The sequence below is a fragment of the Gordonia sp. CPCC 205333 genome, from assembly GCF_048537885.1.
Taxonomy (GTDB): domain Bacteria; phylum Actinomycetota; class Actinomycetes; order Mycobacteriales; family Mycobacteriaceae; genus Gordonia.
This window is the reverse complement of record NZ_JBCLVI010000004.1, coordinates 60261-76419: the sequence shown is the minus strand read 5'-3', so window position 1 is coordinate 76419 and position 16159 is coordinate 60261. Positions and strand designations below refer to the sequence as shown.

15 protein-coding genes are annotated in these 16159 nt (G+C 62.4%); 9 read left to right on the top strand and 6 right to left on the bottom strand.

Features of this window, described 5'->3' with window-relative positions; genetic code table 11:
* The first annotated feature begins 1 nt into the window (after window position 1).
* From AAFP29_RS14860 to AAFP29_RS14850, 3 genes are all read left to right on the top strand, one after another.
* Window positions 2–832, top strand: a complete 831-nt coding sequence (locus AAFP29_RS14860) for a carbohydrate ABC transporter permease (protein WP_419218173.1) — start codon at window positions 2–4, stop codon at window positions 830–832.
* Between the two features lie 3 nt (window positions 833–835).
* The gene (locus tag AAFP29_RS14855; protein ID WP_419218172.1) at window positions 836–2011 is read left to right on the top strand and encodes an ABC transporter ATP-binding protein; all 1176 of its coding nucleotides are present in this window, start codon (window positions 836–838) and stop codon (window positions 2009–2011) included.
* Window positions 2012–2080: 69 nt separating this feature from the next.
* Entirely contained in the window at window positions 2081–2668 is a 588-nt protein-coding gene (locus tag AAFP29_RS14850) for a suppressor of fused domain protein (protein WP_419218171.1), read from the top strand.
* 76 nt (window positions 2669–2744) lie between these two features.
* Here the strand turns inward: AAFP29_RS14850 and AAFP29_RS14845 are convergent, their stop codons facing one another.
* Window positions 2745–3095, bottom strand: coding sequence for a gamma-glutamylcyclotransferase family protein (locus tag AAFP29_RS14845; RefSeq protein WP_419218170.1), 351 nt, complete (start codon window positions 3093–3095; stop codon window positions 2745–2747).
* Window positions 3096–3106: 11 nt separating this feature from the next.
* Window positions 3107–4177, bottom strand: coding sequence for a magnesium and cobalt transport protein CorA (locus AAFP29_RS14840; protein ID WP_419218736.1), 1071 nt, complete (start codon window positions 4175–4177; stop codon window positions 3107–3109).
* Between the two features lie 97 nt (window positions 4178–4274).
* Between AAFP29_RS14840 and AAFP29_RS14835 the strand changes: the two genes are divergently transcribed.
* Complete coding sequence (locus AAFP29_RS14835) at window positions 4275–4973, top strand: hypothetical protein (RefSeq protein ID WP_419218169.1); 699 nt, start codon at window positions 4275–4277, stop codon at window positions 4971–4973.
* Window positions 4974–5050: 77 nt separating this feature from the next.
* Here AAFP29_RS14835 and AAFP29_RS14830 read toward each other — a convergent pair whose 3' ends face one another.
* Both AAFP29_RS14830 and AAFP29_RS14825 read right to left on the bottom strand, forming a co-directional pair.
* Window positions 5051–5887, bottom strand: a complete 837-nt coding sequence (locus tag AAFP29_RS14830) for an SDR family NAD(P)-dependent oxidoreductase (RefSeq protein WP_419218168.1) — start codon at window positions 5885–5887, stop codon at window positions 5051–5053.
* Between the two features lie 31 nt (window positions 5888–5918).
* Window positions 5919–7451: a flavin-containing monooxygenase gene (locus AAFP29_RS14825; RefSeq protein WP_419218167.1), complete on the bottom strand. Its 1533-nt coding sequence runs from the start codon at window positions 7449–7451 to the stop codon at window positions 5919–5921.
* Between the two features lie 78 nt (window positions 7452–7529).
* Between AAFP29_RS14825 and AAFP29_RS14820 the strand changes: the two genes are divergently transcribed.
* Together AAFP29_RS14820 and AAFP29_RS14815 are read left to right on the top strand one after the other, a co-directional pair.
* Window positions 7530–8150 carry a TetR/AcrR family transcriptional regulator gene (locus AAFP29_RS14820; RefSeq protein WP_419218166.1) on the top strand — a complete coding sequence of 207 codons (621 nt, stop codon included), beginning with the start codon at window positions 7530–7532 and terminating at the stop codon, window positions 8148–8150.
* A gap of 142 nt (window positions 8151–8292) precedes the next feature.
* Window positions 8293–9282 (top strand): LppP/LprE family lipoprotein, encoded by a 990-nt coding sequence (locus tag AAFP29_RS14815; protein ID WP_419218165.1) that lies wholly within the window; start codon window positions 8293–8295, stop codon window positions 9280–9282.
* Window positions 9283–9376: 94 nt separating this feature from the next.
* Here the strand turns inward: AAFP29_RS14815 and AAFP29_RS14810 are convergent, their stop codons facing one another.
* The gene (locus tag AAFP29_RS14810) at window positions 9377–10306 is read right to left on the bottom strand and encodes an SMP-30/gluconolactonase/LRE family protein (protein ID WP_419218164.1); all 930 of its coding nucleotides are present in this window, start codon (window positions 10304–10306) and stop codon (window positions 9377–9379) included.
* Between the two features lie 57 nt (window positions 10307–10363).
* Between AAFP29_RS14810 and AAFP29_RS14805 the strand changes: the two genes are divergently transcribed.
* Entirely contained in the window at window positions 10364–10954 is a 591-nt protein-coding gene (locus tag AAFP29_RS14805) for a TetR/AcrR family transcriptional regulator (RefSeq protein ID WP_419218163.1), read from the top strand.
* A gap of 79 nt (window positions 10955–11033) precedes the next feature.
* Here the strand turns inward: AAFP29_RS14805 and AAFP29_RS14800 are convergent, their stop codons facing one another.
* Window positions 11034–14798 carry a multifunctional oxoglutarate decarboxylase/oxoglutarate dehydrogenase thiamine pyrophosphate-binding subunit/dihydrolipoyllysine-residue succinyltransferase subunit gene (locus AAFP29_RS14800; protein WP_419218162.1) on the bottom strand — a complete coding sequence of 1255 codons (3765 nt, stop codon included), beginning with the start codon at window positions 14796–14798 and terminating at the stop codon, window positions 11034–11036.
* 375 nt (window positions 14799–15173) lie between these two features.
* Between AAFP29_RS14800 and AAFP29_RS14795 the strand changes: the two genes are divergently transcribed.
* Both AAFP29_RS14795 and AAFP29_RS14790 read left to right on the top strand, forming a co-directional pair.
* The gene (locus AAFP29_RS14795) at window positions 15174–15518 is read left to right on the top strand and encodes an ArsR/SmtB family transcription factor (RefSeq protein WP_419218161.1); all 345 of its coding nucleotides are present in this window, start codon (window positions 15174–15176) and stop codon (window positions 15516–15518) included.
* The gene (locus AAFP29_RS14790; RefSeq protein ID WP_419218160.1) at window positions 15515–16156 is read left to right on the top strand and encodes a dihydrofolate reductase family protein; all 642 of its coding nucleotides are present in this window, start codon (window positions 15515–15517) and stop codon (window positions 16154–16156) included. The genes AAFP29_RS14795 and AAFP29_RS14790 overlap by 4 nt, the downstream gene beginning before the upstream one ends.
* Window positions 16157–16159: the final 3 nt, after the last annotated feature.

Here is a 16159-nt window from a genome sequence, read left to right as displayed (position 1 = left end):
CATGGCTACTTCAGTGAATAAGAAGGTCGGCTGGACCGTCGCCAACCTGCTCGTGGTCCTGTACGCGGTCATACCCGTCCTGTGGATTGTGAGTCTGTCGTTCAAGACGTCGGGCACTGTAAAAGACGGCAGTTTCATTCCCAAGGAATGGACGCTGGAGAACTACCAGGGCATCTTCGACACCAGTGCGTTCACCAGTGCGTTGATCAACTCGATCGGCATTGGGCTGATCACAACCATCATCGCGGTGATCATCGGGACAATGGCCGCCTATGCAGTTGCGCGGCTCAACTTTCCGGGAAAGAAGTTGTTGATCGGCGCAGCACTGCTGATCGCGATGTTTCCCCAGATATCGCTCGTCACACCGCTGTTCAACATCGAGCGCAGCGTCGGCTTGTTCGACACCTGGCTCGGATTGATCATTCCGTACATCACCTTCGCGCTGCCGCTGGCGATCTACACGCTCTCGGCGTTCTTCCGGGAGATTCCCTGGGAGTTGGAGAAAGCCGCCAAGATGGATGGCGCGACGCCGTGGCAGGCGTTTCGTCGGGTGATCGTGCCGCTGGCGGCGCCCGGGGTTGTCACCGCAGCGATCTTGGTATTCATCTTCGCCTGGAACGACCTGCTGCTCGCGTTGGCGCTGACCTCGACCGAGCGCGCGATCACAGCGCCGGTCGCGATCGCGAACTTCACCGGCAGTTCACAATTCGAGGAACCGACCGGCTCGATCGCCGCAGCCGCGGTCGTCATCACCATTCCGATCATCATCTTTGTGTTGATCTTCCAACGTCGAATCGTTGCCGGACTCACCTCCGGCGCGGTGAAGGGATAATCCATGGCCGACATCGTCTTGGACAACGTCACCAAGCAGTATGCCGACGGTTCGGTGGCCGTCGCCGGAGTGAACCTCTCCATCGCCGACGGCGAGTTCGTCATCCTCGTCGGGCCGTCGGGCTGTGGAAAGTCGACGACGCTCAACATGATTGCGGGGCTGGAGGACATCAGCGGCGGGGAGTTGAGGATCGGCGGTGAGCGTGTCAACGAGCGCGCGCCGCGTGACCGCGACATCGCCATGGTGTTCCAGAGCTATGCCCTGTACCCGCATATGACGGTGCGGCAGAACATCGCGTTCCCGTTGACGCTGGCGAAGCTGTCGAAAGCGGAGATCGCGCAGAAAGTCGACGAGGCAGCGCGCATCCTTGATCTAGAAAAGCACCTGGACCGTAAGCCGGCGAATCTATCCGGTGGTCAGCGGCAGCGGGTCGCGATGGGACGAGCGATTGTGCGCTCCCCCAAGGCGTTCCTGATGGATGAGCCGCTGTCGAACCTGGACGCCAAACTGCGTGTTCAGATGCGTACTGAGATCGCGCGGCTGCAGAGTCGGCTCAATACGACGACGGTATACGTCACCCACGATCAGACTGAGGCGATGACACTCGGCGATCGGGTGGTGGTGCTTCGCGGGGGCCATGTGCAGCAGATCGGGACGCCGGCTGAGCTGTACAACGATCCGTCGAATCTTTTCGTCGCGGGATTCATCGGCTCGCCGTCGATGAACTTCCTGCCCGGACGCCTCGGTTCCGCCGGTGTCGAGACACCGATCGGCACGATCGCGGTACCCGACTACCAGAGCATCGTGCAACGGGCCGGTAGCACCAATAGCAACGGTGAGGTGATCATCGGAATCCGACCGGAACATCTCTCCGACGCATCCATGGTCGATCCATTGTTGCGTGGCCGCGGCAACTCTTTCATAGTCAACGTCGAAGTGCTGGAGTCACTCGGTTCGGATAAGTACGCGTACTTCAGTGTGTCGTCGCCGATAGCCGAAAGCGCAACGCTCGCAGAGCTTTCCGCGGAGACCGGGGCAGCCCTCGGCGGAGGCGAGATGGTAGCCCGCCTGCATGCGGAATCGCCGGTCGTCAGAGGTACACAGGCTGAGCTGTTCTACGAGCCGAACAAGGTCGCCGTCTTCGATCAGGTGACTGGGCAGAATCTGCACAAGGGCTAGGAGGCTACCGATCCGCTCGGGCACTCCCGGGTTACGTCGTGACCCATCGGACTCGGTAGGGTGGCACCCGTGAGTGAATCGGTCGCGGAACTCGTCACCAGACATCTCGCGAGTCTGAGTGATGCCGCACCGCAACGGGCCTCGGTGACGTTCCTTGGCGTCGAACCGATCGACGTTCTGCGCATACCCGTCGACGTCGACGGGCAACCTCAGTTGGTATTCGCTACCGTCGGTTGCTCCCGGCATCCGATGGGTGATCCGACCGATTTGCACGCCGACCCGGTGCGTGGACCGCGTGCGGAGATAGTCGTGCGAATGTCTCCGGCATCGCCGTTGCCGGGATTGCATAAGCGGCTCGCAACCGTTGCCGCCGCCCCCGCAGTCGAGGGGTTGATCCTGTCGGTTGACGCGCTGGTCGATCTGGGAGAGCCGTTGTGGGATGGATCATCTTGCACCGCATTGCTTTTGGCTTCCGACGAGATCGCTGATCTCGCATTGCCCGACCCGATGGACCCGGTGACCTTTCTGCGCGCAGTTCCCATCACTGCGAATGAAGCCGCGTGGGTTCGGCTGAAAGGCGCTGCGGCACTGCGTGATGCGTGGACGGAGGCCGGTATCGACGTGACCGATCCGGCCCGGTCGGGCGCGCGACTGTGAGTGTTCCCAGTCTGGGCCTGGGCCTCGCCGCGGCTGGCAGTCTTGGATCACTCCGATTTAGCCGGACCGTGTCTGATCAGCCGGAGCTGGCCTCAGCTCTACCAAACACATAGACCCACCCGACGCCTCCCGACCGGAGCGGCACTTCGATCCGGGTGTAGTCGTCCACCTCGTAGTCGTCGGCTGCCGCGAGGTCGGTGTCGTCGATGGTGAAGGTGGTTCCCTCGACCACATCGGATGCGCTGCCGCGCAGCAGGATTGGGTGTTTGTCACTTCCGCTGCGGGCGATGACCTCGGTGTCGGTGATGGTCAGGATCTCGCTGCGAAATCCGACGATTGCATCGGGGTGTCCGTCGAGCAGCCGGCCGAAGGTGGCTTGTTGGACGGATGCGAGTCGCAGCGTGCCGTAGGAGAAGAGTTGGTGCATAACCCAAGAACTTACAGCCAGTTGTGTTTGCGGAAGTTGCGCCAGAGCACGATCGTGAGCAATACCATCACCGCTAGCACGAGGTAATAGCCGTACCCCCAATGTAATTCGGGCATATGGTCGAAGTTCATTCCGTAGATGCCCGCGATCATCGTGGGGCCAGCCGCCATGGCGACCCACGCCGAAATCTTGCGCATATCCGTATTCTGTTGCAGCGCAACCTTTGCGGCAGCGGCATCGAGTAGTGACGACAGAACGTCGTCGAATTCGATGACTCGATCGATGACAGTGGTGAGGTGATCGGTGACGTCGCGCAGGTAGCGTCGCACTTCTTTGGGAACCTGATTCGACGCCGTGAGCTGGCTTAGCGGGCCGATCAGCGGTGCGACGGCTCGTCGCATCTCCAGTACTTCACGCTTGAGTAGATAGACCGGGTCGATATCGAGCCCGCCGCGCCCGAACACTGATTGTTCGATCGCGTCGACGTCATCCTCCATCCGGTCGGTGACCGCGAGATAGCTGTCGACGACGAGATCGGCGATGGAATGCATAACCATCGTCGGCCCGAGAGTTAGCTGCTCGGGCCGCTTTTCCAGGTGATGCCGGAGGTCGGACAGATGCGTGTGATCTCCGTGCCGGACGGTGATGACGAAATCCTTGCCGAAGAAGATCATGATCTCCCCGGTCTCGACCACCTCGCTGGTCGCTTGAATCGACTCGTGTTCCACGTACTTCACGGTGCGCAGCACGAGGAACTGAGTCTCGTCATAGATTTCCAACTTCGGCCGCTGGTGTGCGTGCACCGCGTCCTCGACCATCAACTCGTGGAGGCCGAAAGCCTGTGCGACACCCTGCATCTGGCCGTCGTCGGGTGCGTGCAGACCAAGCCAGACGAATCCCTCACCGCGTTCGCGGACTTGGCGTAGCGCGGCGGTGTACGCGTATTTTCCGGGGAGCCGCCGTCCATCGACGTAGATAGCGCAGTCGACGATGGCGCGCGCGACGGGTACGGGAATATGGGGGAGCGACGACTGGTCGCGACGACCGGGCTGTCCCCAGCCGGGTCCGCGGATGCTGGGTATCGACGGCACAGTTGCAGATGTTACTCCCAGGTTCCTGATACAACTGGCCCGATGCCGAGTGCATAGCGAGCGGAGGTGAACCCGGTACCTTGATGACGTGCGCGTGAAACGATTGTCTCGCTCCCGACGTTCGGCGACTTGGTTGACCGCTGCGGTCGCGGCGCTGCTGGGTGTGGTGATCCTGACCGGCTGCACGGTGCAGACATCAGAATCGAACGAGTCGAGTCCCCTTGTCATTGGTGCGTCATCCGCACCGGAGATGAGGATGGTCGCTCATATCTACCGGGCGGTGCTCGTTGCAGCCGGCACCGAGGTTTCGCCCGAGGTCATCATCGCCGACGACACCGCGCAACTCACTGCGATGGGCAGCGCGGAGCGAGATCTCTTTCCGGCGTTCAGCGGTCGACTCCTTGCCGCGCTGGTGCCGCAGAGCGTCGCTACGAATGCGACAGCGGCGTCGACAGAGCCCGCCGCTGACTTCGATCAAACCTACATTCAGCTGAACAGATCTCTCCCACAAGGCATTACGCTTGCCGACCCCACGACGGTCACCACGGCGGGGCTGGCCGGAGCGGCGTCGGACAAGCCGTCCGATAACCAGAATGAGCTGTCGCAGCAGTTGGTGCCGGTTTACCGCGGTGCGGCGTTGAACCGTGAGCAGGTCAAAACGATCAACAAGGTCGCAGGAGAATTGACCGCAGGCGACCTAGTGGCGATGTCCGGCGAGGTGGCGCGCGGTGCGGATCCGGCTAATTTGGCGGCGCGGTGGGTCGTTACCCACGGACTGACCCACTAAACAATCTGGAGATAGCAATGTCGCCGAGGGCAGCTTGCCCTCGGCGACATTGGTGTCTCCGTTTTCGGGGACCGGTGTTACTTGGTGAACCGCTTGGTGCCAAGGGCGGTGATCCGGGCGGTGATGCCCTGATAGCCCGAGGCGACCAGACGGACCCACAGGTCCAGGAATTTCGCGTCGTTTCCGACCAGTACGCGAGCGCGGTTTCGCTCGACGCCGCGGATGATGATGTCGGCGGCCTTCTCCGACGGCATGCGCAGCAGGTACTTCTCGAAGGCTGCGGTCAGCTTGTCGTGGTTGGGGTCGTCACCCGACATTGTCGCGTTCCGCGCGATGGCGGTCTTGATGCCGCCGGGGTGCACACAGGTCACCTTGACCGGATGCTTGGCGACGATCATCTCCTGGTTCAGCGCCTCGGTGAAGCCGCGTACCGCGAACTTCGCCGAATTGTAGGCCGACTGGCCGGGCTCGGACAGCAGGCCGAAGAGCGACGAGGTGTTGACCACGTGGCCATCGCCCGATGCGATCAGGTAGGGCAGAAATGCCTTGGTGCCGTTGACAACTCCCCAGAAGTCAACGTCCATGACGCGCTCGATGTCCTTGAATTCCATCTTCTCGACGTCGCCGTTGTGGGCGATACCGGCATTGTTGAAGATGACGTTGACGGTGCCGAAATGTTTGGCAACGGTGTCGGCGTATTCGAGCACCGCTTCACGCTCGGCGACGTTGAGAAGCTGGCTGTGTACCTGCGCGCCAGTCGCCGCGACCAGCTTCTCGGTCGCGGCCAGACCGGTGGGATCGACGTCAGAGATGGCGATCTTGGCGCCGCGCTTGGCGAGCTTGATGGCGAGGTCGCGGCCCATGCCGGAGCCGGCACCGGTGATGACGACTACTTTTCCGCGGAAGTCTTTCATAATCAGTCCTTAAGTGAGTGACGTTGTGGGGCTAGGTGACTGCGTCGATGGTGACCGATGTCTTGGTGGCCGTGGCCGGCTTGGCCACCCCGCGCACGACGTCGAATGCCTCGACGTCAAAGCTGCGGGTGAGCCGACGGAAGTCGAAGGTGAAACCGGGCCACAGGGTGGTGATATTGCCGTGTGCATCTTTGTACCAGGAGGCGCAACCGCCGTTGGTCCAGACACTACGACGCAGTTTTCGCTGGATGTGCTGGTTGTAGGCGCGTTGGGCATCGGGTTTGACGTCCACCCGGGTGATCGAGCCGCTGCGGGCGGTCTTCAGGTAGTCAACCAGGTAGTTCAGCTGTGATTCGATCATGTACACCATCGAGGTATGACCGAGGCCGGTCGACGGGCCGACCATCAGCATCATATTCGGGAACCCGTGTACGAATGATCCCTTGTAGCCCTGCATGCCGCCGTCTTCCCAGACCGCGGCGAGCGAGCGCCCGTCGGCGCCGACAATGCGCTCGAAGGCGGGGGAGTCGGTGACGTGGAAGCCGGTGGCGACCACGATGACGTCGACGTCGCGGGTGGTGCCGTCGACGGTCTTGATGCCCGTCGAAGTGATTTCCGCGATGCCGTCGGTGACGAGGTCGACGTTGTCGCGAGCCAGCGTCGGGTACCACTCATTGGACTTGAGGATGCGCTTGCAGCCGACCGCGAATTTCGGTGTTGCCTTGTCGCGCAGTACCGGATCTTTGATCGCGCGGGCGATCGTCGCGCGGCAGACGCCTTCGACGGGCTTGAGTACGGCGGGTGCGTAAGTCATTCCGAACGCCACGAATTCGCTTGCGCTGTAAATGGTTCCGCGCGCTGCTGCCTGATATCCTGGGACATTCTTGAACGCCCAGTTCTCGGCCTTGAGGTAGCGACGCTCGTTGCGCGGGACGATCCACGGCGCGGTGCGCTGATAGACGTCGAGCTGCGCGGTGATCTTGCCCAGCTGCGGAACGATCTGAATCGCGGACGCTCCAGTGCCGATTACCGCGACGCGCTTACCCGCGTAGTCGAAGTCATTGTCCCAACGGGCCGAGTGGACAATTTTGCCCTCGAAATCGTTGAATCCCTTGATATCTGGCAGGTTCGGTTCACAGAGGGGGCCGACAGCGCCGACCATCACCGCGGCGCGAATCTGCTTCGTGACGCCGTCCGACACGGTCTCGATGATCCACTGGGATGCGGCGTCGTCCCATTTCGCCTGTGTCACTTCGGTATTGAACCGTGCGTTGGACCGAACTCCGTAGGTGTCGGCGACGCCGTTGATGTAGCGGTGGATCTCAGGCTGGTGCGAATACGACCGCGACCACGAGGGGTTGAGCGCGAAAGAATAGGAGTAGAGGTGTGACGGTACGTCGCACGCGGCTCCGGGATAGGTGTTGTCGCGCCAGGTTCCGCCGAAGTCGCTGCCGCGGTCGAGCAGCACGAAGTCAGAGATGCCTTCTTGCTTAAGTTTGATGGCTGCGCCGAGGCCCGAGAAGCCTGCACCGATGATCGCGACTTGTACATCACTCGTTGTCATGGTCATCAACCATAGAGCGCTATTGAATGGTCGTCAATAGCTATTGAACAAATGTCAATAGCGGGTTAGGGTTGGCTGGTGACCTCCCGAACTGACGCGCAGACCAAACGAACGCGTATGACACCCGAGGCACGTCGGGAGCAGTTTCTCGAACTCGGCATGGAGATGTTGCGCGCCCACGCACTGGAAGACGTGACGACCGAGGCGATAGCTGACGCCGCAGGGGTGTCGCGCGCATTGCTGTTCCATTACTTCGAGTCCAAACAGGACTTCCATGTCGCCCTGGCGTCGGCGCAGGCCAAAGCCATGCTCGAACGCACCGCTCCCGATTCCACGGTGGGGGACCCGCTGGAGATCTTGCGCGTGTCGATGTCGTCGTTCGTGGATTTCGTCTACGGCAATGCTGGCGCGTATCGCGCGATCATTCGTGGTTCCGCCAGCGCCGACCCGGCGTTGCAGCAGGTCTTCGCGCAGACCCGCGCGACCATGCGTCAACGCATCATCGACTACAGCGAAGTCCTCGGAATCGAGGTGACTCCGCTGGTAGTGATGGCCGTCAGTGGCTGGCTATCCTTCGTCGAAGAAGTCACTCTCGCATGGCTTGCCGATCAGGGCGATGTTGATCGAGACCAACTCCTCGGTCTGATCACCGGATCGCTGCCGATGCTCGCGAGCGTCGCGGCCGCCGTCTCGAATTGACGGCATAACCGCTCGTCATTCGATTGGATGGGCAGTAGTTCCGGGTGCTAACGGTTGAACGGGACGGCGCGAATTCACCCTCGGCAGCACGCGTTGCCGCTCACTCGCCACCACGGCCGGAGAGCCAACGATGGAGGGACTCATGAAACGACTCGTGACCGCGCTCGGGGTGGCGGCTTGTATTGCAGTGACCGTGACCGGATGTAAGCCTGGCGACGACATCGCCTTGCCCACCAAGAGCCCGTCGGTCACGGTGACGTCACCGGGAATGGTGACCACCTCCGGCGCGCCAGCGTCGCCGGTGGTCAACTCGACATCGCCGAGTAACGCGGGGACGCCGGCGACCGCCGGGGGTGGAAAATGTCTGGATCTGATGTCGCCGGTCGTCACGCGGGCCGTCGGAAACATCGATACCTACTACGGAAGAGATCTGGTGGCAGTTCGTGGCACGAGCGCGAAACTCGGCAATTGCCCGAAGTTGATGTGGGTCGAAGCGGAGTTGCGCGGTGGAACCGCGAGTTCGCCCGAGCAGGTGCTCTTCTTCGACACCGACGGTTTTCTGCGCACCGATACCGACCGGAACACGGCATTCACGTCGGTGGCCAGTTGGACGGATAGCTCGGTTTCGGTGAACTACCGCTGGCTCAACTCGCGTGATGCGAATGCCAATCCGACCGGCGGTCCGGTGACTGTCACTTACACACTGAACGGCAAGACGATCACCGCTGACAAAGACGTGCCCTCGCAATCACTTGCCGACGGTCCGAAGCCGACCCAGTCCACGACGACCCAGTCCAGAACGACTCAGTCCACGACGCCGACACCCGCGGTCACGTCGACACCGGCTGCGACAACAACTGCTGTGTCGCACTGTGATTCGGCTACCGCGGAGATGTTGCACGGCGTGGCGAACATGCAGTACGGCTCGCAGCTGGTGCAGCCGTTCACCCTCGGTAACATCAAGTGCGATGGGGACTGGGCGATAGGCGCCACCGTGTCGAGTGCTGCGCAACCCGCGCGGGTGGCGTTCCACTACACCGGTGGCGGGTGGAGCGCCGTCGCGCTGGGCACCGGCTCCATCTGCAGCGGCACAGGTATGCCGGCATCGACGGCGTCCGCCTTCGGTTGCTGACCCGCACTCGCAAACCCTGCACAACAGGTCATCCCCAACACCATTTCGGTGTTGGGGATGACCTGTTGCGTGGGGTTCGCCGGTGGTGCGGTGGTCAGAGGCGCACTAGGCGGATATTTCCGGACTCAGTTCCGATGACCAGGGTGCGACTTCGGGCGGGAACGACGGCTACCGAGGTCAGTGGTTCGCCCAGCGACACCGTACATCGTCGGCCAGTGCGTAGGTCCGCCACGATCACCTGTCCAGTCGTGGTGGCTGCGGCGACGGTGTGATCGTCGAGCGCGGCAAGGTCGTCGACCACGCCCGGCAGTGGTCCGGTCAGATCGACGGCGACGCCGACCGCATTCGGATGCCGAAGTGGAATACGCAGAATTCGGCCGGTGAGGCTGGAAGTGAGTGTGACATAAGCGATCTCGTCGATGATAACGATGCCGTTCATACCCGTGCCGTTTACGACGGCGTTGGGGGACAGGTTCTTTGGTGCGCGCGCGGTCCACGACTTGTCGATCACACCGCGCGGGTCGATTCGCACGACGCCAATGTTGCTGTCGGCCACGTACATCGCGCCGTCGGTGGCAAATGCGAGACCGTTCGGCATCCCGAGGCCGATGGCAAAAGCCCGCGGTCGGGGGTGTTTCAAGGAGGGGGAGAAGGCCATGATGCGGCCGGTTCTCGGCAGGCCGGGAATCATATTCACCGGGGAGTCGCCAGCGGCGACGTACATCCGGCCATCTGGCCCCAGTCGAATCGCGCCGGGAGACTCGACGGCGACTGAGCCGGTCAGTCGGCCGCTGCGGTCATAGCGTTCGACGACGTTGCGCAGAGAGCGTGACACCCATAGGTTGCCGTCGCGGTCGTAGCCGACGTTCTCTGCCCACGAGAGCCCAGGTTCGCCTGTGCGGATCAATACCCCGGCGTCGGGCGACGGGCAGGAGGGAGCCGCCGACGCGGGGGGAGTCGCGCCGAGGACCGATATCGTTGCGAACGTCAGTACGGCCACGATCGCGAGTTTTGGTGTCTTCACAGAACGGTACGATACATAATTACGCAACATAGTGAAGCGTAATGACATACTCGGGTGATGAACTCGGAAGAGCGTCGGCCCCCGGGCAGACCACCGGACTCCGAGGTGGCCCGCAAAATCACCGCTGCGACGTTGCGGCTCCTGGCTGCCGGTGGCTTTCACGGACTGTCGATCAGCAAGGTCGCGGCAGAAGCCAGCGTTCCGCGATCGACGATCTATCGACGTGGCGCTACCACGGCGGAACTGGCGGTTGCCGCGATAACCCATTCGGTGCCACCGATTCGGGAGTTCGATACAGGTGACCCGATGGCTGATCTCACGGAATCGGCGGTCGACTTCCTGACCGCGTTCATCGAGAGCGGACATTTCGGCGTCGTCATGCAACTGCATGCGTGCGCAGATTACGATCCGCAGCTCGGTGACCTCGTCGCGCGGTACCTTTCACCGCGCGGCAAGGTCCTCGACCGGATGATCAACCGCGCCCGACAAGCCGGAGCCATCGCATCCGATATCACCTCGGAAATGGTGCGTGATCTGATGTTCGGGCCGATCGTGTACCGACGCCTGGTCACCAAGCAACCGACCGACGGCGCTCATATCCGTGAACTCGTCTCGATCGTCACTCGTGCGGTGGTTGCGCCGGGCTGAAACCCCACTCAGCGCGACAGACCCGACTCGAAATCGAGTCGGGTCTGTCGCGTGGTGTTGGGTTTGCGAGCGGGTGGGGTTACGTCTCGAATGCCCCGTCGACGATCTCCTGCTGCTCGACGGCGTGCACCTTCGACGAACCCGACGACGGCGCACTCATCGCGCGACGGGAGATCCGACGCAGACCCCGCAGGATCTCCGGCAGGACTTCGGGCAGCCAGAGGCCGAGGTAGGGCCACGGGCCCTGGTTGGCCGGCTCTTCCTGCACCCATACGTAGTCGGTGGCAGAACCGTACTGCTCCAACGTCTTTCGCAGGCGACGGTGTGGCACCGGGTAGAGCTGCTCGACGCGGACGATCGCGACGTCGTCGCGATTCTCCTTGTCCCGGCGGGCGGCGAGTTCGTAGTAGAGCTTGCCGCTCACCAGGAGCACCCGGTTGACCTTGCTGCGGTCACCGCCTGCGACGTACTTGGGATCGTCGATAACCGACAGGAACTTCGAATCGGTGAAGTCCTCGACCGGCGAGACCGCAGCCTTGTTGCGCAGCATCGACTTTGGCGTGAAAACCACCAGTGGGCGTTCGATGCCGTCGAGTGCGTGACGCCGCAGCAAGTGGAAGTAGCTGGCCGGCGTCGACGGTAGTGCGACGGTCATCGACCCTTCGGCACACAACTGCAGGAACCGCTCGATACGACCCGACGTGTGGTCGGGCCCCTGGCCCTCGTGGCCGTGTGGCAATAGCATCACGACACCCGACGTCTGGCCCCACTTAGCCTCACCGGACGAGATGAACTCGTCGACGATGGACTGAGCGCCGTTGACGAAGTCACCGAACTGGCCCTCCCAGAGCACCAATGCCTCGGGGTTGCCGACCGAATAGCCGTATTCGAATCCGAGTACCGCATACTCACTGAGCGGCGAGTCATAGGCGAGGTATTCGCCCTTCTCGGTGTCGCCGATCTTGGGGAGATGGTTGAGCGGCGTGTATTCGGTGCCGTTTTCGCGGTCGATCAGCACCGACAGGCGCTGAGTGAAGGTGCCGCGGCGCGAATCCTGGCCGGACAGTCGAATGAGGCGGCCTTCCTGTACCAGCGAGCCGAAGGCGAGCAATTCCGCGAACGCCCAGTCGATGCCGCCTTCGCGCGACATTTTCTGTCGGCGCTCTAGTACCGGCTTGACGCGCGGATGCGGGGTGAACCCCTCGGGCACGTTGACGAACGCGTCGCCGATTCCGGTGAGTACTTCCGGGCTGACCGCGGTGACCAACTTGGTCGGCAGGGTCTGGTCGGCCTCGACCGACGGACTCGGCTCGGCGGTGTACTTCTCGAGTTCCTTGACCTCGTTGAAGACCCGCTCCAACTGACCTTGGTAGTCACGCAGGGCGTCTTCGGCTTCTTTGGTCGAGATATCACCACGGCCGATGAGGGCTTCGGTGTAACTCTTGCGAACACCGCGCATGGTGTCGATGACGTCGTACATCGCCGGCTGCGTCATCGACGGGTCGTCACCCTCGTTATGTCCGCGTCGGCGGAAACATACGAGGTCGATGACGACATCGTTGTGGAACTCCTGGCGGTAGTCGACGGCGAGTTTCGCCGCCCACACGCAGGCCTCTGGGTCGTCGCCGTTGACGTGCAGAATTGGCGCGCCGATCATCTTGGCGACGTCGGTGCAGTACTCGGTCGATCGTGAGTGCTCCGGCGCGGTGGTGAAGCCGACCTGGTTGTTCACCACGATGTGAATGGTTCCACCGGTGCGGTAACCGGGGAGTTGAGCGAGGTTAAGCGTCTCGGCCACCACGCCCTGCCCGGCGAAGGCCGCATCACCGTGCAGCATCAGCGGCAGGAGCGGGAACGGCCTTTCGTCAGTCGCCAGCTCGTCCTGCTTGGACCGGACCAGGCCCTCCAACACAGGGTCGACGGCTTCGAGGTGGCTGGGGTTGGCGGTCAGCGACACGGTGATCTCGTTGTCGCCGAACATTTGGTAGTACTTGCCCTCGGCGCCCAGGTGGTACTTGACGTCGCCCGACCCGTGCGCCTGCGACGGATTCAGGTTGCCCTCGAATTCGGTGAAGATCTTCGAGTACGGCTTGCCGACGATATTGGCCAGGACGTTGAGGCGACCGCGGTGTGGCATACCGATGACGACCTCGGTAAGTGCGTGCTCGGCGCTCTGGTCGATGACACCATCCATCATTGGGATGACAGACTCCGCGCCCTCAAGTGAAAAGCGTTTCTGCCCAACGTATTTCGTCGCTAAGAAGGTCTCGAAGGCTTCCGCCGCGTTCAGCTTGGACAGAATGTACTTCTGTTCGCCGACCGGTGGTTTCACATGTTTGATCTCAACCCGCTCTTGCACCCAGCGCTGTTGCGAGGGATCAAGGATATGGGTGTATTCAATGCCAACATGACGGCAGTAGGCATCGCGCAGGATCGACAGGACATCGCGCAGTTTCATGCGCTCCTGTCCGTGGAATCCGCCGACCCGGAAACTGCGGTCGAGGTCCCACAGGGTAAGGCCGTATGTCTGGATGTTGAGATCCGGGTGCGCGGCGCGCGCATCGGAATCCATCATTAGCGGGTCGATGTCGGCCATCAGGTGACCGCGATTGCGGTATGCCGCAATGAGTTCCAGAACGCGGGTGCTCTTGTCGACGAGTCCGGCCGGAATGTCGCGACGCCAGCGGACCGGCTCGTAGGGGATGTGGAATGCGATGAAAATCTGATCGTAGAAGGAGTCGTCGATCAGCAGATTGTGGATTGTGCGCAGGAAGTCACCAGACTCCGCTCCCTGGATGATCCGGTGGTCGTAGGTCGACGTCAGGGTCATCAGCTTGCCGACGCCCAACTCGGCGATCTGTTCGTCGCTGGCGCCCTGGAATTCGGCTGGATATTCCATCGCGCCGGCGCCGACGATGGTGCCCTGTCCCTTCATCAGCCGGGGAACCGAATGCACGGTGCCGATGGTGCCGGGGTTGGTGAGCGAGATGGTGACGCCCGCGAAATCTTCCGCGGTCAGCTTGCCTTCCCGAGCGCGTCGGACGATGTCCTCGTAGGCCGCGTGGAACTCGGCGAAACTCATCGTCTCGGTGTTCTTGATCGCCGCGACGACCAACGAGCGGTTACCGTCCTTGCCGGCCAGGTCGATGGCCAGGCCCAGGTTGGTATGTGCCGGGGTGACGACGTTCGGCTTGCCGTCGACCTCGGCGAAATGCCGGTTCATATTGGGGAAGGACTTGAGCGCCTGGACGATCGCGTACCCGAGGATGTGGGTGAAGGAGATCTTGCCGCCGCGAGTGCGGGCCAGGTGATTGTTGATGACGATGCGGTTGTCGATCATCGCCTTGGCCGGGATGGCACGCACACTGGTCGCAGTCGGGACCGTCAACGATGCCGCCATATTCTTGGCGACCGCGGCGGACGCACCGCGCAGAATCTTGGTCTCCTCGGTCGCGGACTCCGGTGCCGGTGCTTTGGCCGGGGTCGGGGCTGACGGCCGGTTGGCGGTCTCAGCCATGCTGCGTCCCGACGCCGCTTTGGTCGCCTGGCTCTCCCGTGTCGGGGTAGCCTTCCGCGCCGGTGCGGGGGCTCGGGTCGGCTCGGTGTCGAGGGTCACCGGAGCACTGGGCTTATGGGCGGGCGCGGGGGCTGCCGCGGGTTGTGAAGGCGTCGCGGTTGACGGCGGCGTAGGTGCGCTGCCGTTGGTCCCGTTCGCCGAAGGCCGGTAATCCTTCAGAATCTCGTGCCAACTCGGGTCGACCGAGTTGGGGTCTTTTACGTACTGCTGGTACATCTCATCGACCAGCCAGGTGTTCTGTCCGAAGTCTGATGTCGAACTGCTCACAGCGGTGTTTCGCCTCAATTCCCTCAAGCGTGTCGGGTGCGCGGTGGCTCGCCGTGGAGTGGTAACCCCGAGCAGGTGAACCACCATAGGATGCTACGCGTATCGCTACGGGACGCGCTGGGTGGTTGGACGCACAGGCAGTCAGTGTGGTGCGTGTCACGGGTTGGCTGATATGCGCTTGCGCCTGGTTGCGATGTCGAGGGTCTGGCCCGCCAATTCGACGATGGGTGCTCGTGCCCAACAGCACGCCTTCATCGAGTCGTTGCGATCTGGTGCGAACGGTGTTGGTCCCTTGCGGCGTAGATGTTGGGATTTCATCACTTCTCTCGGTCGCGGTACTTGACGTGGCACCGATACGTCCTAATACTTAGTCCTGTGCCTAAGTATTACGACCAGCTCGACGCCTCGCTCCGCGCGCTCGCGGATCCGACGCGACGGGCAGTGGTTGAGCGACTGGCGAAGTCGCCCGCCGTGGTCTCCGAACTCGCGGCACCCTTCCCGATGGCGTTGCCGTCGTTCATGCAGCATCTGCGCGTGCTCGAGAACGCGGGCCTCGTCATCTCTCACAAGAGTGGTCGGATCCGCACCGTGAGCCTGCGACCGGGAGCACTCGACGTTGTGCACCTGTGGTTGGGCGAGCAGCGAACTCCGGCCGAAAACCAAGCCGATCGACTCGGCATTCACCTGACCCGTTCCACCGCCGAAGGAAGACTGCCATGACTCGCGTACGCATCGATATGTTCATCTCCCTGGACGGCTATACCGCCACGACGGGCCAGTCCGCCGACAATCCGATGGGCGATGATTGGGGTCGCCTGACGGCGGCATACGCGCAGACGCGCACTTTTCACGAGCGAATCCTCGGCGACAGTGCGGGAACCACCGGGGTCGACGACACCTATGCCGCAGCACATTTCGATGAAATCGGCGCGGAGATCATCGGCGCGTCGATGTTCGGTCTACACGCCTTCCCCGACGACCCGGACTGGGAAGGCTGGTGGGGCGACGAGCCGCCGTTCGGAACCCCGGTCTACGTCCTTACCCACTCCGCGCCCCGACCGTCGATTGCGATGCGGGGCGGCACGACCTTCCATTTCCGCAGTGGGGCAATCGAAGACGTGCTGGCGGAGGCTTCGGCGGCTGCCGACGGACGCGATGTGCGCGTGGGCGGCGGCGTCGGTACTGCCATCGCCTTCCTCCGCGCTGGGCTCGTCGACCAGCTGCATCTCATGATCGCGCCGATCATCCTCGGCCGCGGAACCCGACTGTGGGATGAACTGCCCAACCTTGACCAGACCCACCGGGTGACGTCGGAGGTGGCGGAAAGCGGCACCATCCACGTCACCTTCACGAAATGAACA